This is a genomic window from Streptomyces sp. TLI_105 (genome assembly GCF_900105415.1).
Taxonomy (GTDB): Bacteria; Actinomycetota; Actinomycetes; order Streptomycetales; family Streptomycetaceae; genus Streptomyces.
Map to the genome: position 1 here is coordinate 7,895,626 of NZ_FNSM01000001.1, position 20,214 is coordinate 7,915,839.

A 20,214-nucleotide genomic window follows, 5' to 3' on the forward strand; every position below is an offset into this window, starting at 1 on the left:
ACGTACGCTCGGCCTCCGCTGGAGGGTGCTGAGGGGACGTCTCCTTGGTGTCACCGAGTCCCGGCGCGACCCGAGGCCGTTCATGGGCGCCGCACCGTGATCACCTCTGCCGAACCCTGCCGGGAGAAGGCGGTCAACCGGGTCGCCGTGCGGACCGGAGGCCGACGTCTCGAGGACCCCGGTCACCCACCCTTCACTTTCGGCCCCTTGGGGAAGGGGCCCGGCACCGCCTTCCGCGGTAGGGACGCCTCCGGTAACGCCCCCCGCCCCGAAGCGGAAGCGGAACCTTCGCAGGGGCTCTGACCTGCTGGAGCACGCGCCATCACGTCGCGTTCACAGAGATCATCCGATTCTCCACAACTCCCATTGTGGCAACACCTGTTCGCAGGTAGAGTCCCCGTTCGTCGGGCACGGACAGGCGCTTTCAAGCTTATTTGGGGCGATCAAGTCGATGCAGTGCGAGACCCTTGGAACCACCCCGGACCTCATCGAGGCCTTCACGGAAGCCGCTCTTCGCGACCCGGAGCGCGCGGCACTCGTCCATGAAGGGCGGGTCGTGACGTACCGCCGGCTGCACGAGCTCGTGAACGGCCTCGCGGGGCGGCTCGGGCCGCGGCACGGAGCCATCGCCGTGCCGGCGACGCACACCCCGGAAACCGTTGTCGCGCTGCTCGCCGTACTGGCGGCCGGAGGCGTCTACTGTCCCGTCGATCCGGCCTTTCCGCCGGCGCGGCAGCAGGACATGGCGTCCGCGGCCGACTGCCGCGCGGTCATCGACACCGACGCGGCTCCCACCCCCCGACTCGGCCTGCCGGTCATCCGATTAGGCCAGGAGGAGACGGGGCGGGTCACGGCGGCGACCACCGGTGGCCTCGGGCGGGACATGAGCCCCGAAGCGCCGGCGTACATCCTCTTCACCTCGGGCTCCACCGGCCGACCCAAGCCGGTGGTGACACCGCGCCGGGCCATTTCGGTCTCCGTGCGCTCGCTCCGTGACCTCTTCTCCCTCACGGAGGAGGACCGGGTGCTCCAGTTCGCCTCGCTCAACTGGGACACCTCACTGGAGGAGATCCTCCCGACACTGACCGCCGGAGCCACCCTGGTGTTCGACCGCGAGGCGCACTCGGGATCCTTCCCGCGGTTCCTGCGGATGGTCGAGCGCGAACGCGTCAGTGTCCTCGACCTGCCCACGGCCTTCTGGCACGAGCTCGTGCTCCACCTCGCCGAGGAGGGGACGGCACTTCCGGACTGCGTCCGACTGATGGTGATCGGCGGGGAGGCCGTCAGCCCCGCCCGACTGGCCGACTGGAGCCGCCTCGACACGGCTCGCATCCGCCTCGTCAACACCTACGGATGCACCGAGACCACCCTGATCACCCACGCCGTCGATCTGCACGGACCCGGCGCCCCGGTCCCGGGCTGGGACTGGGCGAGCGGTACCAGGGCGCCGATCGGCCGGCCCCTGGCCCACGTCGTGGAGGACATCGGAGAGCAGGACGAACTGTTGATCGGCGGCCCGGCGGTGGCCCTCGGCTATCTGGGCATGACCCGGGCCACCGAGGAGGCGTACGCGGTCGTGGGCGGCGAACGCCGGTTCCGCACCGGAGACCGGGTCGGCAGGACGCCGGACGGCCTCCTCACCCACGAGGGCAGGCTGAACGACGAGATCAAGATCCGGGGCATCCGTGTCGATCCGGCCGAGGTGGAGGCGCACCTCGCCGGCCACCCGGCGGTGAACGCGGTGGCCGTCACCGGAGCCGTCAGCGTCGGCCGCGCCGCACTCGTCGCCTATGTGGTGCCCAGGCCGGACACCGAAACGCGGCACCTCGACGGCGATCTGCGGGCCTACCTGCGCGAGCGGGTGCCCGCCCATCTCGTGCCGAGCCGGATCACCGTCGTCCCGCACCTCGTGCTGACCACGAGCGGCAAGGTCGACAGGAGAGCCTCGCACCACCGTTACGCAACCGTGAACAGGTCAAAGGAGACCGTTGATGAGCGTTGACACCACCGCCTCAGCCGCCGGGGACTCGCCCGCCGGCTCCCCTGCCGGTGCCGACACCGAGGGCGTGGTGGCGATGTTCCGGCGCGTTCTGGAGACCGAGGACGTCTCGGCGGACTCCGACTTCTTCCTCCTCGGCGGCGACTCGCTGGTCGCGACCCGGGTGCTCAGCGCCATCGCCCGCTCCTACGGGGTGGAGCTGACCTTCGAGGACTTCCTCGGTGCTCCGACCCCCGAACAGCTCGCCGAGAAGATCACGGACGCCCGGTGACCGCGCGCGACGGGGCCCCGGCCGACGGCGCTCCCAGACGTTCCGGAGGCGTCACCAGCGCCGTGGTGGTCGGAGCCGGGTTCGCCGGACTGACGGCCGCGACCGAACTCGCCGCCGCCGGGATCGACGTGACCGTACTGGAAGCACGCGACCGGGTGGGCGGTCGGGCCCGTGGACTTCAGGTCTCCGACGGGGGGTGGGTGGACGCGGGCGCCGCCTACCTGGGGGACCGGCACACGGAGCTCCACTCCCTGATGGCCGAGCTGGACCTCAAGACGACGCCCACCGTCATGCGGGGAGCCAGCCGCTTCGCCCTCGGGACCGAGGAGACCACCCGGGACGGCCGGTTTCCGCCGCTCGACGCCGTGGCCCTCGGCGACCTCTTCGAGAGGCTCGACGAACTCACCGCGACCGTCCGCCCCGATGCCCCGTGGCTCACGCCGGGCGCCGAGGAGCTGGACGCCCTGACCGCCGAGGCATGGGCCGAACAGCACCTCACGCACCCGGACGCCCGGCTCTTCTTCCCGCTCTTCCTGGGCGAGATGATGGCGGCCGACCCGGCCAGGGTGTCCGTCCTGCACGTGGCCTTCTACCTGCGGTCGGGCGGTGGACTGCGCTACCTGAACGCCTTCGAGGGCGGCGCCCAGCAGGACCGGATCGACGGGGGCGCCCACCAGGTGTGCGAGCGGCTGGCCGCTCGGCTGGGGGCCAGGGTGCGGCTCGGGGAGCCGGTCCACGCCGTGCACCAGGACGACGAGGGGGTCACCGTCCGCAGCCCGACGGGGGAGTACCGGGCCGACGTCGCGGTCATGGCCCTGCCGCCCCTGCCGGCCGACGCCGTCGACCACCGGCCCGAGCCGCCGGCACGCCGGGCGAGTGACCGCACCGCGCGGGGCTGCGCGGTCAAGGTGCACCTGGTGTACCCGGCACCGGTCTGGCGGGACCACGGTCTGTCGGGGTGGTCGGTGAACGCCGAGGGACCGCTGTTGTCCACCGTGGACGACTCGCCGGCGGGAGCGGGAGTCGGCGTCCTCACCGGCTTCGTCACGGGCGCCGAGGCCCATCGCTTCGCGGCGCTCGATCCACGGGAGCAGCGCTCGGCGGCGTTCGAGCAGGCGGCCCGACTGTTCCCGATGCTTCCCGAACCCGTGGGCTTCCACGTGACCGACTGGGTCAACGAGGTGTACAGCAAGGGCTGTTACGCCGCTCTCTTCGGGCCCGGCGACTGGGTGCGGCACGGCCCGGGTCTTACGGCACCCCACCTGCGGGTGCACTGGGCCGGAACGGAGACCAGCACCGAGTTCTTCGGACTGATGGAGGGGGCGATCCGTTCCGGCCGCCGGGTGGCAGCGGAGGTCCTCGCCCGCCGGTAGGGCCGCGGTACGGGCCGCGCTACGGCCGTGGACCGTACCGCGCGCCGGTGAACCGCTCGCCCCGTCCGCCTCCGCCCTTCCGGCAACCGCCTGCCAGGAACCCGTTCCGCCGGCGCCCGTCACCCCTGCCGGGTCCCGGCCCCGCATGCACGCGTCCTCCGAGCCGCCGCCGGTCGCCCCCTGCCGGTGGTCGCGCCGTCGCCGCCCGGATCCGCCGACCTCCTTCCCACGAGCCGATCGCAATGCGTCACGACGCGCCCGCGCTCAGGCCGTGCGCCGCACCCCACGACCGCACGGAAAGACAGCCGAACCACAAGTTCCGCCGAGAACAGCAAGCCTTCGAACAGTCGCCGGGCCCCGGCCCCACCAGGATCCGTCCCGGCGACGCCCGACGGGAGACCCTCATGAGCGACCACACGTCCATCGCCCCTCTCGCCGCCAGACAGGGGTTGATGACCGAGCCCACGCTCGGAGCCGGCAACTTCCTCGACCACGCCATCGCCGTCAACCCGAACCGCGCGGTCCCGTACGCCTACACCCACCGCGTCGACCACCGGGGCGCGGTCGAACTGCGGGGTCACAGCCTGCTCGACATCGCCGCCCTGCGCGACCACTACGCCAAGTGGTACTGGGCCAACGGCGTCCGGCCCGGCGACCCGGTCGGCGTGGTGGTCCGTGAAGGCCTGGAGCCCCTGCTCCACTTCCTCGCGCTCGCCGCGCTGGGAGCCGTCCCCGCCCTCGTCAACGACGCCATGCCGCACGAGGTGATGGTGCGCTACCTGAACCACGTGGGCGTCGTGGGAGTGGTCGCGGACGACCCCACGCGTCTGGCCGCCGCCTACCGCGAGACCCCTCACCGCCGTCCCCGCTTCATCGCCATGGCCGCCGAACTCCAGGCCTTCGACGCCGCGTCCGCGGAGCTGCCCGAGGTCTACCCGTACCGGCACGCCGCCGACGACGTGGTCGCGCTCATCCACTCCTCCGGGACCACCGGGACGCCGAAGTCCACCAAGCTGGCACACCGCCAGTTCTGGGACGGCAAGCAGCCGCGCATGGTGCGCTTCCCCGCCGAGAACGACGACCGGCTGATGTCGCTGATGCCGCACACCCACGCGGGCGGACTCAGCTACTTCCTCACCGCCACCCTGCTCGGCCTGCCGACCGTGGTCATGTCCGACTGGCGGCGTACGGTCGTCGAGCCGGTGATGGAGGCTTTCCAGCCCACCATGGTCGCCTCCTTCCCCCGCACCTTCGTGGAACTGGCCACCGGCGAACTCCCGGTCAAGGGCGCGGCGAAGGTGCACTCCTGGTTCAACACCGGCGACAGCGCCCACTACGGGCACATCCGTCGGCTGGTGCAGCTCGGCGAGCGGCCCGCCGGCCTCGTCAGGCCCTGGCTGCTGCCCAGGGAGAAGGAGGAGCAGCCGCCCCTGCCCGGCTCGCAGTTCATCGACGGTCTGGGCTCGTCCGAGATGGGCATGGCGCTGTTCGGGCAGATGACCACGCCGGAGAGCGGGCGCGACGACCGCTGTGTCGGCAAACCCCTGGAGGTGGTGGAGAAGGCCGCGGTGCTCGACGAGGACGGCGAGGAGGTCCCCGACGGCACGGTGGGGCTGCTGGGTGTGATCACGCCTTCCCGCACCCCCGGATACTGGAACGACGACAGGCTCACCAGCACGTTCGAACGGAACGGCTACTGGCTCACCGGCGACGTGGCCAGGCGTGACGCCGAGGGACGGTTCTACCACCTCGACCGTACGGTGGACGTCATCGACACCGCGGACGGTCCGGCGTACAGCCTGCCGATCGAGGAGGTACTGCTCGCCGACTGCGCCACGCTGGTGCAGGACTGCTCGGTGATCGGCGTTCCCGCCGGACCCGGACGAGGTCAACTCCCGCTCGCAGTCGTCCGGTTGCAGGCGGAAGCCGCCGCGAGCACCGCGGAGGAGGTCCAGGAGGCGGCCAACAAGGCCCTGGTCGCCGCCGGGCTGACGCCGCTGGCCGCGGTGAGCATCGCGCGCACACCGGAGGACTTCCCGCTCGGCCCCACCGGAAAGGTGCTCAAGCGAGAGCTCCGGACCCGTTTCGCCACCCTGCTGTCCGGCCGTTAGGCGGGCCCCGGATGATCCCGCAGCCGTACCAGTACGCGCGGACCCCGCTGACCGAGCCGGACTGGCGACGGCTGCCGGGCTGGCGCCGTGTCACGGAACGCGAATGGCGCGACGCCCAGTGGCAGAGGGCCCACTGCGTGAAGAACCTGCGCCAGCTCAAGGCCGTCGTCGGTGACCTGCTCACCGACGACTTCTGCGGCGATCTCGCCGCCGACCAGGCGGAGTTCGCCACTATGGCGATGCTGATCACCCCGCAGATGCTCAACACCATGGCACCCCGGGCCGCCGTGGAACCGGCAGCGTTCACCGAGGCGTTCCTCGCCGACCCGGTCCGCCGGTACATGCTGCCGGTACGCTCGGACCGGCACCCGCGGTGGCCGAGCCACCCGAAGGCGGGACGGGACTCGCTGCACGAGGCCGACATGTGGGTGGTGGAGGGCCTCACCCACCGCTATCCCAACAAGGTTCTGGCCGAGCTGGTCGCCACCTGCCCGCAGTACTGCGGGCACTGCACCAGGATGGACCTCGTCGGCACCTCCACCCCCCAGATCACCAAGGCCAGGCTCGCGCTCCGCCCGCGGGACCGGCAGGAGCAGATGCTGGACTACCTCAAGCGGACCCCCACCGTGCGCGACGTGGTGGTGTCCGGCGGAGACGTCGCCAACGTGCCCTGGCCCCAGCTGGAGGCGTTCCTCATGCGACTCCTCGACCTGGGATCGGTCCGTGACATCCGCCTGGCCAGCAAGGCCGTGGTCGGCCTGCCCCAGCACTGGCTCCAGCCCGAGGTCGTCGAAGGTGTGGGGCGGGTCGCCTCGGTCGCCGCCCGACGGGCGGTCAACCTCGCGGTGCACACCCACGCCAACCACGCGCAGTCCGTCACCCCACTGGTCGCCGAGGCCGCCCGGGCCCTCCTCGACGCGGGCGTCCGGGACGTCCGCAACCAGGGGGTGCTGATGCGCGGGGTCAACGCCACCCCCGAGGACCTGCTGGACCTCTGCTTCGCGCTCCAGGGCGAAGCGGGCATCCTCCCGTACTACTTCTACCTCTGCGACGTGATACCCCACGCCGAGCACTGGCGGACCCCCCTCCACCAGGCCCAGCGGCTCCAGGAGGCGATCATGGGATACCTCCCCGGCTACGCCACCCCGCGGATCGTGTGCGACGTACCGCACGTCGGCAAGCGCTGGGTGCACCAGGCCGTCGCCTACGAGCGCGAACGCGGCATCTCGTACTGGACGAAGAACTACCGGACCGAGCTCGAAGTCCGGCAGTCGCCCGACGCGGGCCTCGAAGACGCGCTGGCCCGGCGCCACCCGTACTACGACCCGCTGGACACCCTTCCCGAATCCGGCCGTCGCTGGTGGGCGGAGCGAGCCCCTGCCCAGGACGGACGGACCGGCGCCCCGCACCCCCGACCCACCGCACCGGAGGTCACCCCGTGAGCCCCTCCCCAGACCGCCCCGCCACCGGCCCGCTGCGCCGGTTGTGCTGGATCTTCCCCGACCGGGAATCGACCCGGACGGCCGAGATGTGGCACGCCATGTTCTGGGACCTCTACGCCGAGGCCGCCGAGGACCTGGGCATGAGCTGGACCCGGCATTCCCCCGACGCGGTGACGGTGGACTGCACGGAACCCGGACGCCCCCGGGTCTACGTGGACGACGAGCCCGTCACACCCCGTGACACCCTCTTCATCACCGCGCTCTACTCGCTGCCGTACCAGCAGATGGACATCTTCAACCAGTACGCCCTGTGCTCGGTGCTGCAACAGGCCGGCTTCTACCTGCCCTTCCCTCCCGAGGCCTCGCTGATCGGCAACGACAAGCTCGCCACCCTGCTCCACCTCGGCGGTTCCCCGGTCCCCCCGATCCCGACCGTCCGCATCGGCACGGGGCGCGACGTGAGCAGGCACCTGTACGAGGTGGCCCTCGGGAACATGACGTACCCGGCCATCGTCAAGCCGGCCGGCTGGTGCGGCGGCGGCGGCATCAACCTGGCGCGGAGCGCGGGGGACATCCGGGGCCTGGCCAGCCTCGCGCAGGGCGGCGACACCACGCTCGTGGTCCAGCCGTACCTCGGCGACGGCACGGTCGACCACCGGGTGTACGTGATCGACGGCGAGCCCCACACGGTCCTGAAGCGGACCCCGCAACCCGGCTCGGCGGTCGCCAACATGAGCCACGGCGGCACCATGGAGTTCACCCCGGTGCCCGAGGAACTGGCCAAGGCCACCGCCTACTTCGCCGAACGGCTGCCCATCCCGTTCTTCTGCCTCGACTTCCTCCACGACGGACAGCGGTTCTGGTTCTCCGAGCTGGAGCCCGACGGCGTCATACCCCGCGTCCCCGGAGATCCGGACGGGACGGTCCAACGGGACATCACCCGGGCCCGCTTCGCCGCCTACCGGGACGCCCACGCCAGGCACCTCGCCGACGCCGACGGCGGAGCGTCCCCGTTCACCTCACCGAAGGAAACGAGTTGACCACGATGTTCTCGCTCACCCCGGAGGCGGCCGAGCCGCGGCTGCCGGTCGCCCGCAGGACACTGGAACGCCTGCGGCAGGTGCCGGAACTGGCCTCGCGCTACCGCGACTCCGAGGACATCCGTACCCTCGACGGCATCGCCGCGCTCCCGCCGCTGCTCAAGGACGACCTCAACGTCGCCCTCGCGCACCTGCAACCGCGCGCCGAGCACGGCGCCACCTGGCTCTTCCAGAGCGGCGGCAGCACCGGCGCGCCCAAACTGGGTCACGCGCCCACCGGCTTCTACATGTCCGGGGTGCACGCCCACTGGCAGCCACTGGACCGCGAGGACGTCTTCGTCAACGCCTGGGGTGCCGGCCGCATGTGGGGCGCGCACTTCCTGGTCGCCGCCCTGGCCGACCTCTCCGGCTGCCAGGTGATCGCGCTGGGCTCGGTCGCCAAGGACGAGTACGCCGAGTGGCTGGCCTTCTTCGCGGCACGCAAGGTGACGGCGATCGGCGGCACCCCGAGCGTGCTGAGGCTCTGGTTCGCCCACGCCCGAGCCACCGGCCTGGAACTGCCGGACCTGCGCAAGGTGCTCTGGCTCGGCGAGGCGTGGCAGCCGCAGCTGGAGGAGGACATGGCCGCGGTCGCGCCGGCGGCCCGGCGCTGGGGCATGTTCGGAAGCACCGAGACCTGGGTGGTCGGGACCAACACGCCCCACTGCCCCGCGGACACGTTCCACACCCTGCCCGACCAACTGGTCCACGTGGGCGAGGACCAGCTCCTGGACTTCACCACTCTCAACCCTGAGATGCTCAACCCGGTACTGCGCTACCGCACCGGGGACGCGGGACGCCTGGTGACGTGCCCGTGCGGCCGGCCCGGGCGGGCCATGCAGGTGCTCGGCCGCCGCGACAGCGTGGTCCAGGTCCGGGGCCTGGGCCTGCACGTCGACGAGGTGATCACGCGGGTGGAGCGGGAGGCGGGTGTCTCGCGCGCCCAGGTGGTGATCTCCGAGACCGGCGGGCGCGCCGGATCCGTGGAGGTGCTGCTGCTCACCGCCCCGGGCGCGACCGTGGACGCCGAACGGCTCCGCAAGGAACTCCTGACCGAGACCTTCACCCTGAGCACCGCCTTCCAGCACGATCCGGAGAACTTCCGCGTGCGCCCCGTCGCGGACCTGGTCAGCAACGACCGGACCGGCAAGACCTCCGGCCTCGTGGTGCTGGAGGAGCGGTGAAGCTCTCGCGGCCGGTGTCCCTGGGCTCCGAGTTCAACCGTTTCTGGATCGGCCAGTCGGTGAGCACCGTCGGTGACCGCATCACCGTCTTCGTGGTGCCGACCGTGATGATCTTCGCCCTGGACGCCTCCGCGTTCCAGGTGGGCATCGTGGCCATGGCGCAGTACCTGGGCATACCCCTCCTCGGTCCGCTGGCCGGAGTCCTGGTGGACCGGTGGGACAACCGCCGCACCCTGCTCGTCTGCGACCTCGCCCGGCTGGCGGCGGTGGCCGTCATCCCCCTGGCGTACTGGCAGGGCTGGCTCTCCACCCCCCTGCTGTTCGCCTGCGTCGCGGTGATCAGCGGCGCCACGATCTTCTTCACCGTCGGCTACCTGGTCGCCGTCCCCGCCGTGGTGCCGAAGGACGGCCTGGTACGCGCCTACTCCCGGCTGGAAGGCAGCCGCTCGGTCTCCGAGGTCTCCGGCCCGTCCCTGGCCGCCGGCCTCTACAGCGCCCTGGGCGTCGCCGCCCTGCTCGTCGACGCCGCCAGCTACCTGATCTCCGCCCTGTGCATCCGCTCCATGCGGCCCTGGGGCGAGCGGACCGCCGCCGAGGGATCGGTGTGGCAGCGGCTGACGGCGGGCTTCCGACTGAACTGGTCCGACCCGGTGCTGCGCCGGGTGGTGGTGGCGGCCGTGACGCTCAACTGCGGCGGCCCCGTCTTCGTCACCGTGCTCCCGATCCTCGCCTATCAGGGACTCGGCGTCTCCGTCGGGGTCTTCGGCGCCGCCATGTCCGTGGCAGCGGTGGGCGCCCTGGCCGGAGCGGCCCTCGCGCCGAAGGCCGGTGAACGGCTGGGGACGGGACGGATGCTGGCCTGGGCGCTGCTCCTGCACTGCCTGGTGGGCCTCGGCGTGCTCGCGGCACCCGCCCTCCCGGCCGGCGCCGTGATCGCCGTGACCATGGGCTGCTACGGCTTCTTCATGTCCTTCATCAACGTGAGCAGCGCGCCCATCCGGCAGTCCCGGATGCCCGCACGGAACCAAGGGGTGATGCACGCGGCCTTCCGCACCGCGACCTGGGGTGTGATCCCTCTGGCCGCCTTGGCCGGAGGCCTGGCGGTCAGCCTGCTCACCGGCCCGCTCGGCATACTGGACGCGGCCCGGGTCACCATGGCCGGGGGCACGCTGCTCGCGGCCTGCTCCTTCCTGCCGGCGCTGCGGATCCAGCGCCTGCTGGACGAGGCCGAACGGCGACGGACGCCGGAGGCGGACGGCGGGAACGCCGAACCGGCTCTGGCCGAGGGCACCTCGTGACCGCGGCGGACCGCGAACCTCAGGTCGTGCTGATCACCGGAACGTCCTCGGGCATCGGCAAGGCCACGGCGATCGCCGCGGCACGGGCCGGCTTCGCCACGGTCGCCACCCTGCGCGAGCCCGGCCGTGCCGGGGCCCTGCGGGAGGAGGCCGACCGGGCCGGCGTCCCCCTGGACATCCGCAGACTGGACGTCACCGACCCCGACTCCGTCGCCCGCTGCGTCGACGGCGTGCACCAGGCGTACGGACGACTGGACGCCGTGGTCAACAACGCCGGCATCTCCAACTTCGACCCGACCCTGGAGATGTCCACCACGGAAGCACTGCGGGCCAACCTGGAGGTGAACTTCTTCGGGGTGGTCGAGGTGAGCCGGGCCGCGATGCCGCTGCTCCGGGCCGCCCAGGGGCGCCTTGTCACCATCGGCAGCGTCCACGGAGTCGTCGGGCAGCCCTTCAACGAGGCCTACTGCGCGGCCAAGTTCGCCGTCGAAGGGTTCATGGAGAGCCTGGCCCCGGTGGCGGAGGCGCACGGGGTGAAGGTGTCCGTCGTGGTCCCCGGTTTCGTCAGGGACACCTCGTTCGGGATCTTCCCCGACATCAACCGCAAGACCATCGAGGCCGCCTCCGGTCCCTACGGCCCGACCTTCGCCGACTACGTCGACTGGGTCGTCCACCACGGATGGGAGGGCGCCGGGCAGGACGCGTCCGAGGTGGCGGAGGTCGTGGTGCGGACGCTGCGGGCCGAGCGACCGGCCTTCCGCGTTCCCACCCATCCCTGGGCGGCCGCCTACCTGGAGAACAAGCTGACCGACCGTGACGGCTCCGTCGTGCAGGAACTCGCACGTACGTGGATCGGGCGCCGGCAGGAATCCGACGACACAGAGCAGGAGAGGTAGTGCCCGCCAAATCCCTTCAAGAACTGGTCGACTTCGTCCGCACCCACTCACCCTTCTACGCGGAGGCGTACCGGGACGTGCCACGGACGGTCTCGCACCTCACCCAGCTTCCCGTCATCGACCACGCGGAGTTCTGGGCGGCGAACACCTGGCCCGACAACCGGGTGCTGACCGGCCCACTGACCGACGCCGGGGTCTACAGGACCGGCGGCACCACCGGCGTGCCCAAGCTGTCCGTCTGGTCGCGGTCGGAGCACGCCGACTCGGTCACCGCGTTCGGCGCCGGCATCGTGCGGGCCGGGCTGAAGCCGGGGCACCGGGTGGCCAACCTCTTCTGGGCCGGCGAACTGTACGGCGGGATGCTCTACATCGAACACGCCCTGCACGCGGCCCCCGTGGAGAACGTCCGCCTGCCCGTCGGTGCCGGCGCCCCCAACGAATTCGTCGCCGACCTGATCGACGACTTCGGTGTGAACGTCCTCGCCGGCGTCCCGATGAAGCTGGCCGCCGTGGCGGAATGCCTCGTCCGGCGAGGCCGGACCGCCGACTCGGTGGAACTGCTGCTCTTCGGCGGCGACCTGCTCTTCACCGATCTGCGTCCCATCCTGCTGCGGGCCTTCCCCAAGGCGGCCATCGCCTCGGTCGGTTACGCCTCCATCGACGCGGGGCTCGTCGGGCGTCCCGTACCCGGGGAGGACGTACGGGTGCACGAGGCGTTCCCGCACCGGACGGTGGTGGAACTCGTGGACGACGTCACCGACGAGCCGATCACCACACCGGGGGTGCCGGGCCGCGTCATGGTCACCAACCTGTTCCGCACCCTCATGCCGGTCATCAGGTTTCCGACGGGCGACCGCGGTGAGTGGGTCGACCCGCAGTGCCGACAGTTCCGTCTCCTGGGCCGGTCCATGGAGGGCGGACGGGTCGGCACGGTCTCGATGCCGATCGAGGACGTCCGCGCGGTGCTCGTGGAGGCGGACCCGGACCGGTACATCGCCGGCATGCAGATGGTGCAGCGCCGCTGGGACGGACGGGACGGTCTGATCCTGCGCCTGGGGTACGTCGAAGAGCCCCCGGCGGACCTGAGCAGCCGGCTCGTCGAGGCGGTCTACGCGGCCCGGCCGCTCTTCCCCGCGGAGGTCGCGGACGGCGCCATCCACGAGCTGGGCATCGAGTGGGTGCCGCGCTCCGAGCTGGTCACCAACCCTCGGACGGGCAAGCTCAGGCAGGTGGTGGACGAGCGCCCGGCCGACTGACCGGGCGGGCGCTCGGCGACCGCACACGAGGCACGCGGGTGCCGGGCGGCCTGGCGAGCGAGGTGGTGCCGCCGGCGGTCACCCCGGCCCCGAGCTCCCCACCGCCGGCGGCGGTCGTACGTCCCACGGTCCGCCGACGGCGTCCGCCCGGCGCCGCCCGCTCGTCACCCGCGCTGTGGCTGCGCCCTGCCGGCGAGCATCACGCTCTGTCCGCGGAACTCCGCCACGACCGTCCCGTCCGCCCGGCGGACCGTCACGTCGTAGATCCCGTTGCGGCCCGAGCGCGTCCGCTCCACGGCCTCGGCGAGCAGTTCGTCGTCCACCGCGGCCGGCAGCAGGAAGGTGACCTGCGCGGACTGCGCCACGGTGACAGGCCCGTAGCCGTTGCAGGCGTAGGCGAACGCCGCGTCGGCGAAGAGGAAGAGGAAACCTCCGTGAGCCATGCCATGGCCGTTCACCATGTCCTCGCCCACCCGCATGCGCATCAACGCCCGGCCCGGTGCGACCTCCTCCAGGGCGATGCCCAGGGTCCGACACGTGCGGTCCCGCTCGTACAGCTCAGCGATCCCGGCCGGTGCGTCATCCGGCACGCCGGTGTACAGGCCCACGACTGCGTCCCTCCCTCGTGACCGGACCGGACGGGCCCGATGGCTACGCGTCCGCATTAGACCGACCAAGCCCGACGGCTGTCAACGACGGGAAGCGGCGGGTCCGATGGGGCGACGCGCGCGGTTTCGGCGAGCAGGGGAGGTGGGGCGGCCCGGAAGGTGCTGGAGCTGCTTCGGACAGGTCTCCTGGGTCCACCTGGCCGCCCGGTCAGCGGCGGGGAGCGAGGAAGCCGTCGACGACCCGGCGCACCTTGTCCGAGACCTCATGGTCGCCCAGGCGCAGCGCGGTGTTTGCGGCCATGAGGACCGCGTCGAGCTGGAAGGCCGCCAGTTCGGCGTCCAGTTCGGCGTTCTCGCCCGCGTCGGCGGTCCGGCGCAGTTCACCGGTGAGGAGGTCGATCCAGTCCTGGTGGTGGTCGACCAGGGCGTCCCGTACAGGGCCGGGGCGGCTGTCGAAGTCGGCGAGGTTCGCCGCCCAGAAGCAGCCGCCGGGGAACAGCGGCGTCTCGGCGTAGGAGATCCAGCCCTCCACGAGGGCCCGCAGCCGGGCGGCGCCGCGCGGAGCCGCCGAGGCGGGCTCCACGACCGCGCCCAGAAACGCCTCGCGGGCGGAGGAGGCGGCGGCGAGCTGGAGTCGTTCCTTCGTCTTGAACAGGGTCGCGACGCCGCTCTTGCTGAGTCCGAGGTCGGTGGCCAGTCGGCCGATGCTGAGCCCGTTCAGTCCCTCCACCGATGCGACGTCGACGGCGTGGCGGGCGATCGCGCGCCGGGTGCGTGCGCCGCGCAGCAGGCGTTGGTCGCGTCCACCCCGGCCTGGCCCATCTGAACACCGCGGAGCGCGGTGCGACGGCCGCCCGCACCCTGGCGGAACAGGCGGACCGAATGGCCGCGTTCGGCCCCGACCTGGTCCACATCTCCTGCGGGGCCAATGACCTGTGGCGCACCCAGGCCGACTTCCCCGCCCTGGAACGGACGCTGCGCCGCCTGTTCGCGCTCGCGGCCGACACCGGCGCGCAGCTGACCACTTTCACCCTCGGCAGGGCCTTCGTGGTCCCGGACTTCCCCGACTGGTCCGACAGGGTGCACACCCTGAACGCCCTCACCCGCCACCTCGCCCGCGACCACGACGCCCTGCTCGTCGACATGTGGGACCACCCGGTCAACTCGCGCCCGGACCTGCTGAGTCGGGACCGCATCCACTTCGCGGCCGCCGGCCAGGCGGTGATGGCATGCGAAGTCCCCAGGGGACTGGCGGGGCTGCTGGGCGACCGGACCTGAGCGAAGCCGTCGCGACCGCAACCGACCGCCACCGAGCGAGTGAAGGGATCACCCCTTGTCCACCGTCGACGAGTCCGCCTCCCGGCGGACCGCCTTACTGTCACCCCCGGCGGCCCTGTCCTGGGGGCCCGTCACGATCGTGCTGATCGGCGCGTTCATGGCGATCCTCGACTCTTTCATCGTCATCGTCGCCGGCCCGGCGATCCAGGCCGACCTCGGCGCCTCCGACGCGGAGTTGCAGTGGATCCTGGCCGGCTACCAGCTCGCCCACGCGGTGTTCCTCATCACCGGAGGCCGCCTCGGTGATCTCTACGGTCGCAGGCGGGCCTTCATCGGAGGCATGGCCGTCTTCACGCTCGCCTCGGTCGCCTGCGCCGTCGCCCAGACCCCCACCGGCCTGATCGTGGCGCGGCTCGTCGAAGGGCTGGGCGCCGCCCTGATGCTGCCCCAGGTCTACGCCCTCATCACCGTGCTGGTCCCCGAGCGGGAGCGGCATCGTGCCTTCAGCGCCCTGGGGGTCGTCATGGGACTGGCCACCGTCGGCGGTCTGCTCGTCGGCGCCGATCTGCTCGGCTCCGGCTGGCGGCCCGTGTTCTGGATCAACATCCCCGTCGGCATCGTCGCCGTCCTCCTCGCGGCCCGATACGTGCCGGAGTCCCGGGCGCCACACGGGCGCCGGCTCGACCTCCCGGGGGTCGCCGTACTCAGCGTGACGCTGTTCCTGCTGGCCTTCCCCCTCATCCAGGGGCGGCACGCGGGATGGCCGTGGTGGACCTGGTCCTGCCTGGCCGCGAGCCTGCTCGGCTTCGCCCTCTTCATCGCCCTCGAACGCAGAACCGCGAGCCTCGGCGGGGACCCCCTGGTGCGGATGTCGCTCTTCCGGACGCGCTCCTTCTCGGTGGGCATCCTCCTCGTCCTCGCCACCTACACCGTCATCACCTCCTACCACCTCGTCCTGTCGATCGCCCTCCAGGACGGACTGGGCATGTCGGCTCTCGGGGCGGGACTGGTCTACACCCCGGCGGCGGTGACCTTCTTCCTCTTCAGCCTGATCGCCGGACGGCTGGTGCCCCGATACGGCCGCCGCGTCCTGGCCGCCGGGGCGATCGTGCTCGCCCTCGGCTACGCGTCCACCGCCGTGGTCCTGACCTGCGGCCTTCCGTTCCGCCCGGCGGTCGTCATCCCGACCCTGATGGTGCAGAGCGCTGGAGGAGGCCTCCTCATCACTCCCTCGCTGGGCGCCGTGCTCGCCCGGATCGGACCTGCCGACGCCGGCATCGCCTCCGGGGTGCTCTCGACCGCCCAGCAGGTCGGCGCGGCACTCGGCGTCGCGATCATCGGGGTGGTGTTCTTCCACTCCTTCGCCCCCGCGGGCGGCCGGAGCGCGGCAGCACACGCCTTGGCCGTGTCCTCCGTCGCCACCCTCGTCACCGCGCTCGTGGCCGCCGCCCTGATCCGGCTGCTGCCCGACGACCGCCATTCCGTTGCCGACCGGGCATGAGACGTATCCGGCCGTGTCACGAAGGCCACCGAAACCACGAACGGACTCACCGAATGGAACCTTCTTCCCTGCTTCGTCACCTGCGCCGTGAACTGGATGCGTTCCGGGACTGCCTCGACGGCGACCCGGCCACACCCATCAGGCACTGCGGCGACTGGACCCTGCTCGACCTGGCAGAGCACCTGGGCGGGTCGAACCTTCGGGCCGCCGCAGCCGTCACCGAGCAGCGCGGCGACCACGTACCGGCCCCGGCACCGCGCGAGCGAGCCGCCCTCGTACGGTGGTTCGACGACGCCTCGCAGGCGCTGTACACGGCGCTCGACACCGATCCGTCCGCGCCCGCCCGGACGTTCCACCCTCCGCACACCGTCGGGTTCTGGCAGCGGCGCCGTTGCGTGGAGGCGCTCGTCCATCGCTGGGACGCCGAACACGCCCTGGGCGTCACCCGGCCGCTGGACGCCGTGCTCGCGGGCGAGGCGGTCGCGGAAGTCTTCGACACGACGGCACCGAGGCAGATCGCTCGCGGTCGAGTGCAGCCGCCTCGGGCCGCCCTTCGGCTGGAGGCCACCGATACGGGTACGTCGTGGACCTACGGCCCCGGCGCTCCCGTAGCCGTACCGACCGCGCCCGCGGAAAGCTTGCTGCTTCTGCTGTGGGGGCGGATACCACTCGACGGCGGAGCATGGTCCTGGGGCGGTGACGAGCAAGCCGGCCGTCGGATCCTGGAGGGCCCCTTGACCCCCTGATCTCGACGGAGGCTTGTGCGGCGCGGGCCTTGGCGGGGCGGCCGAGCAACGGGGCGCCCTTCGGCCCGCGGCTTCACCGTGCCGCGGAATCGTCCCGGTCGAACACGCCGCGGTTCCGGACGATCTCGGCCTGGTGGTCCTGCACCCAGTGCACGACGTGTGCGATGGTGTCGCTCAGTGACCGGCCCAAGGGCGTGAGCTCGTACTCGACCCGAGGCGGTACTTCGGCGTAAGCCGTCCGCAGTACCAGGCCGTCACGGGTCAGCAGCCGCAGCGTCTGGCTCAGCATGCGCTGGGACACCCCGGCGATCCGACCGTGAAGCGTCGTGAAGCGCAGCGGCCCGTCGGCGAGATGGGTGATGACCAGGACGGTCCACTTGTCCCCGACACGGGCAAGCACATCACGCACGAGCTCGATGGTCGACACGCACTCGGGACTCACGCCCGCGGCCTCCGCCTGCGCACCTGGTGTGGATCCCATGGGCCTGTTCCCTTCGAGTGCGTAGCTGACTTCGAAGTGCGTGAGGGCAAGGTCTTGATCACAGTGTCCGCGCCCCCGTTACATACGGATGGTAACCAGGGACGTCCACCCTGGCCCGCCTCTGTGTCTGTGAGGGAAACATGTCTCTGGAACCCGCCACACCGGCTTCGACCGTTGACGGGAGCGTCGATGGCGCGGCCTCGAAGGTGCGGCACGACACCTTCACCGTGGAACGGCACTTGGCCGCGGCCCCCGGCACGGTCTTCGGGGCTTTCGCCGACACCCCGGTGCGGCGCCGGTGGTTCGCGTTGCCGGGCCGGAAGGTGTCCTACGACCACGACTTCACGGTGAACGGCGGTGAGACCGCATCGAGTGTCTTCACGATCGCGGGCTCTGCGCCGGAAAGGCTCGCATACGCTTCCCGGTACCTCGACATCGTGCCGGCCTCGAGAATCGTCTACACGTACACGTCCCGCGTGGACGACGTCCCGCGATGGGCCTCGCTGGTGACCGTCGAACTGCATCCGGTGGACGGCGGCACCCACCTGCGGTGGACCGAGCAAGCGGCCTTCCTGACCCCGTCCGCACAGCCGGAGCACGACCTTCCCCATCTGCGCGGCGCCACCCGCCTGCGGTTGAACGGTCTGCCGGCAGCGTTGCAGCCGAGGTGACGACCGCTTCGGGAGTCCCGTCGCCCAGCGCCAGGCAGCGAAGCGCAGCGGCCTGCCGATCACGGGCCTTTGGGCTCCTGCACCGGCCGCCGCTGCGCGGTGACCCCGGGAGTCGGGCCGCGTACGACTGTGACCGTGGTCGAGGACGACATCACCCTCACCGGTGGTGTCGCCCCGGCCCGCGCCTCCGCGGAGGAGCTGCTGCCGCACGTCCTGGACCAGCGACCGGAGGCACTGGCCAGACGGACGCGCGCGACTCCTCGGTGCCGGTCCCGTCCAGCACGGGCTGCCAGGGCGGCGGCACGGTCGGCCCGCCGGAGGAATTCCAGGTCAACAGGCCAGTAATGGGGCGGTAGCTGGTCCTCCTTACTGATCTTTTCGTTAGTTCTGTGGGGTTGGTGGGTGGATGGTGAGGCCGGTGTGGGTGAGGAAGGACCAGGGCAGCTGGGGGTTGTCGTTGTTGGGGTGGATGCCCTGTTCGGTGGCGCAGGCGATGTCGGCGAGGTGGTCGGCGGCGTGGTAGCCGAGCGCCGCGGCCATCGAGGCGCGTTTCCGCTTCAGCCGGTGCCGCAGGAGCGGGGTGCGGCCGCGGGGCGCGTAGGTGCGGCGGACCTGCGGCAGCAGCGACACTCCTGACTCGCCGGGGAAGACGATCCAGGCACGTGTGTTCACCGCCCCTTTTTGATCCGCGGCCACTCGTGCGCGATCCAGCGGGCGATCTCGGACTCGTCCCGCTCCACCGCCCGCCGCTCGGGCCGCTGCAGACTCCACCCGAGCCGGCCGGTCAGCAACCGCCACACCGACGCCCGTGACAGGGCTACTCCGGTCGCCCGCTCGACGACCAGGCCGACCCGTTCCAGCGTCCACAGGTCGGCCTCGAAACCATGGGCTCGGGCGCCTTGTTCCAGCGCAGCCCGGATCGCCTCGCCCTGGGCATCGTCCAGTTTGGGCGGGCGACCGGTGGCCGGACGCCGGCGCAAGGCATCGGCGCCGCCCTCCTCCCAGACCCGTTTCCACCGCCGCGCACTCTCCTCGCTGACGCCCAGCATCCGTGCGATCTCGGCACCCGAACGCCCCTGACCGAACAACTCGGCCGCCCGCACACGCCGGGCCTCGGCCAACTGCGGCCGCGTCAAAGGAGGAACAACGGACGAAGGCTTGAAGGACACCGCCTCAGGGTCCCACCTACGAGGCCGCCGCTCCCACGGAACTAACGAAAAGATCAGTAGTGGTCGAGTTAGTAAGTCCTTCGGGGGTTGATCACGTTGCCCGTCCGACAGAGGATTCTTCCTGGTGATCGGCGGTGTGCCGGTCGAGCCTGGTCGGTAGATCGTCCAGGTCGGAGGTGGTGAACTTCCACTGGAACGGCTGTGCTGTGGCGTTGTAGCGGTCTTCGAAGGCTCGGAGCCGGTCCCTGACCTGAGCGAGGTCGGTGAAGTCGTTAGTCGGGGTCGGTGATGAAGATCCAGGAGCGGTGCCGCCAGGGCTTGAGCGCGTCGTCGGCCAGCCAGCGGCGCACGGGGGGGCGCCGACACGAACGCGGCGATGCCCCGCCGGGTGGCCTCATAGGCCAGTTCCGGGCATGACCAGCGCGACAGCAGCACTCCGCTCTCGGCGGCCAGCCGGCAGGCCGGCGCCTTGACCTCGGCAACCTGCAGCGGCGTGAACACCGGCGGGCGGCCGCAGCGTTGACGGCCTTTGAGCCCGGGCAAGCCCTGTTCGGCGAACCGGCCACGCCAGCGGCGCACGGTGTCCAGGTGCAGACCCGTCTCCTGGGCGACACGCGCCTTGGAGCGTCCGCGCGCGGCGTGCAGCACCACCTGTGCACGCACCCGCAGCCGGTGCTCGGTCTTGCGGCCGTAGGCCATCGCCTTCAGCAGCGCGCGTTCGGCGGCACTCGGGGCTGTCGGGCAGGCAGTGCTGAGGGGCATGGCGGGCGAGCCGATCGGCCGAAGTGGATCACTGGCAAGCCGCAGCCTTCCCCGCCCGCCGTGGCAGTGGAGCCCACGCATCGCGGCGG

At 71.5% G+C, this 20,214-nt stretch carries 19 protein-coding genes; 14 read left to right on the top strand and 5 right to left on the bottom strand.

The features are described 5' to 3' along the window. Positions 1–451 precede the first annotated feature (451 nt). From BLW86_RS35935 to BLW86_RS35980, 10 genes are all read left to right on the top strand, one after another. Complete coding sequence (locus tag BLW86_RS35935; protein WP_093877887.1) at positions 452–2,002, top strand: AMP-binding protein; 1,551 nt, start codon at positions 452–454, stop codon at positions 2,000–2,002. Beyond that, positions 1,992–2,270, top strand: coding sequence for an acyl carrier protein (locus BLW86_RS35940; protein WP_093877888.1), 279 nt, complete (start codon positions 1,992–1,994; stop codon positions 2,268–2,270). The genes BLW86_RS35935 and BLW86_RS35940 overlap by 11 nt, the downstream gene beginning before the upstream one ends. Further along, the gene (locus BLW86_RS35945; RefSeq protein WP_305633500.1) at positions 2,267–3,643 is read left to right on the top strand and encodes a flavin monoamine oxidase family protein; all 1,377 of its coding nucleotides are present in this window, start codon (positions 2,267–2,269) and stop codon (positions 3,641–3,643) included. Before BLW86_RS35940 ends, BLW86_RS35945 begins: the two co-directional genes overlap by 4 nt. 404 nt (positions 3,644–4,047) lie before the next feature. Then, on the top strand, positions 4,048–5,754 hold the full coding sequence (locus BLW86_RS35950) for a class I adenylate-forming enzyme family protein (RefSeq protein ID WP_093877889.1): 1,707 nt from the start codon (positions 4,048–4,050) through the stop codon (positions 5,752–5,754). Positions 5,755–5,765: 11 nt separating this feature from the next. Then, positions 5,766–7,196 (top strand): KamA family radical SAM protein, encoded by a 1,431-nt coding sequence (locus BLW86_RS35955; protein WP_093877890.1) that lies wholly within the window; start codon positions 5,766–5,768, stop codon positions 7,194–7,196. Further along, the gene (locus BLW86_RS35960; RefSeq protein WP_093877891.1) at positions 7,193–8,236 is read left to right on the top strand and encodes an ATP-grasp domain-containing protein; all 1,044 of its coding nucleotides are present in this window, start codon (positions 7,193–7,195) and stop codon (positions 8,234–8,236) included. Before BLW86_RS35955 ends, BLW86_RS35960 begins: the two co-directional genes overlap by 4 nt. Before the next feature lie 5 nt (positions 8,237–8,241). Then, positions 8,242–9,459 (top strand): phenylacetate--CoA ligase family protein, encoded by a 1,218-nt coding sequence (locus BLW86_RS35965; protein ID WP_256341740.1) that lies wholly within the window; start codon positions 8,242–8,244, stop codon positions 9,457–9,459. Further along, entirely contained in the window at positions 9,456–10,757 is a 1,302-nt protein-coding gene (locus BLW86_RS35970) for an MFS transporter (protein ID WP_177181852.1), read from the top strand. The genes BLW86_RS35965 and BLW86_RS35970 overlap by 4 nt, the downstream gene beginning before the upstream one ends. A gap of 26 nt (positions 10,758–10,783) precedes the next feature. After that, complete coding sequence (locus tag BLW86_RS35975) at positions 10,784–11,653, top strand: SDR family NAD(P)-dependent oxidoreductase (protein ID WP_256341547.1); 870 nt, start codon at positions 10,784–10,786, stop codon at positions 11,651–11,653. Further along, on the top strand, positions 11,653–12,909 hold the full coding sequence (locus BLW86_RS35980; protein WP_093877895.1) for a phenylacetate--CoA ligase family protein: 1,257 nt from the start codon (positions 11,653–11,655) through the stop codon (positions 12,907–12,909). The genes BLW86_RS35975 and BLW86_RS35980 overlap by 1 nt, the downstream gene beginning before the upstream one ends. A gap of 164 nt (positions 12,910–13,073) precedes the next feature. On the opposite strand, the gene paaI is transcribed toward BLW86_RS35980, so the two are convergent. Beyond that, positions 13,074–13,517 (bottom strand): hydroxyphenylacetyl-CoA thioesterase PaaI, encoded by a 444-nt coding sequence (gene paaI / locus BLW86_RS35985; RefSeq protein ID WP_371129647.1) that lies wholly within the window; start codon positions 13,515–13,517, stop codon positions 13,074–13,076. A 208-nt stretch (positions 13,518–13,725) separates the two neighbouring features. Next, positions 13,726–14,247 carry a TetR/AcrR family transcriptional regulator gene (locus tag BLW86_RS35990; RefSeq protein ID WP_256341548.1) on the bottom strand — a complete coding sequence of 174 codons (522 nt, stop codon included), beginning with the start codon at positions 14,245–14,247 and terminating at the stop codon, positions 13,726–13,728. Between the two features lie 44 nt (positions 14,248–14,291). Here BLW86_RS35990 and BLW86_RS35995 point away from each other — a divergent pair, with 44 nt between their 5' ends. The 3 genes from BLW86_RS35995 to BLW86_RS36005 are packed head-to-tail and all read left to right on the top strand — an operon-like array spanning position 14,292 to position 17,042. After that, a complete protein-coding gene (locus BLW86_RS35995) occupies positions 14,292–14,795 on the top strand; it encodes an SGNH/GDSL hydrolase family protein (protein WP_256341549.1) in 504 nt (167 codons plus the stop codon). Between the two features lie 55 nt (positions 14,796–14,850). Further along, positions 14,851–16,296, top strand: coding sequence for an MFS transporter (locus tag BLW86_RS36000; protein ID WP_256341550.1), 1,446 nt, complete (start codon positions 14,851–14,853; stop codon positions 16,294–16,296). A 53-nt stretch (positions 16,297–16,349) separates the two neighbouring features. Next, entirely contained in the window at positions 16,350–17,042 is a 693-nt protein-coding gene (locus BLW86_RS36005) for a maleylpyruvate isomerase family mycothiol-dependent enzyme (RefSeq protein ID WP_093877899.1), read from the top strand. Positions 17,043–17,115: 73 nt separating this feature from the next. Here BLW86_RS36005 and BLW86_RS36010 read toward each other — a convergent pair whose 3' ends face one another. Then, positions 17,116–17,523, bottom strand: a complete 408-nt coding sequence (locus BLW86_RS36010; RefSeq protein WP_093877900.1) for a winged helix-turn-helix transcriptional regulator — start codon at positions 17,521–17,523, stop codon at positions 17,116–17,118. A 227-nt stretch (positions 17,524–17,750) separates the two neighbouring features. Here BLW86_RS36010 and BLW86_RS36015 point away from each other — a divergent pair, with 227 nt between their 5' ends. Next, the gene (locus BLW86_RS36015) at positions 17,751–18,194 is read left to right on the top strand and encodes an SRPBCC domain-containing protein (protein ID WP_256341551.1); all 444 of its coding nucleotides are present in this window, start codon (positions 17,751–17,753) and stop codon (positions 18,192–18,194) included. Between the two features lie 381 nt (positions 18,195–18,575). Here the strand turns inward: BLW86_RS36015 and BLW86_RS36020 are convergent, their stop codons facing one another. Both BLW86_RS36020 and BLW86_RS43535 read right to left on the bottom strand, forming a co-directional pair. Continuing rightward, a complete protein-coding gene (locus tag BLW86_RS36020; protein ID WP_093877902.1) occupies positions 18,576–18,866 on the bottom strand; it encodes a hypothetical protein in 291 nt (96 codons plus the stop codon). Continuing rightward, positions 18,863–20,125: a helix-turn-helix domain-containing protein gene (locus BLW86_RS43535; protein ID WP_256341552.1), complete on the bottom strand. Its 1,263-nt coding sequence runs from the start codon at positions 20,123–20,125 to the stop codon at positions 18,863–18,865. Before BLW86_RS43535 ends, BLW86_RS36020 begins: the two co-directional genes overlap by 4 nt. Positions 20,126–20,214: the final 89 nt, after the last annotated feature.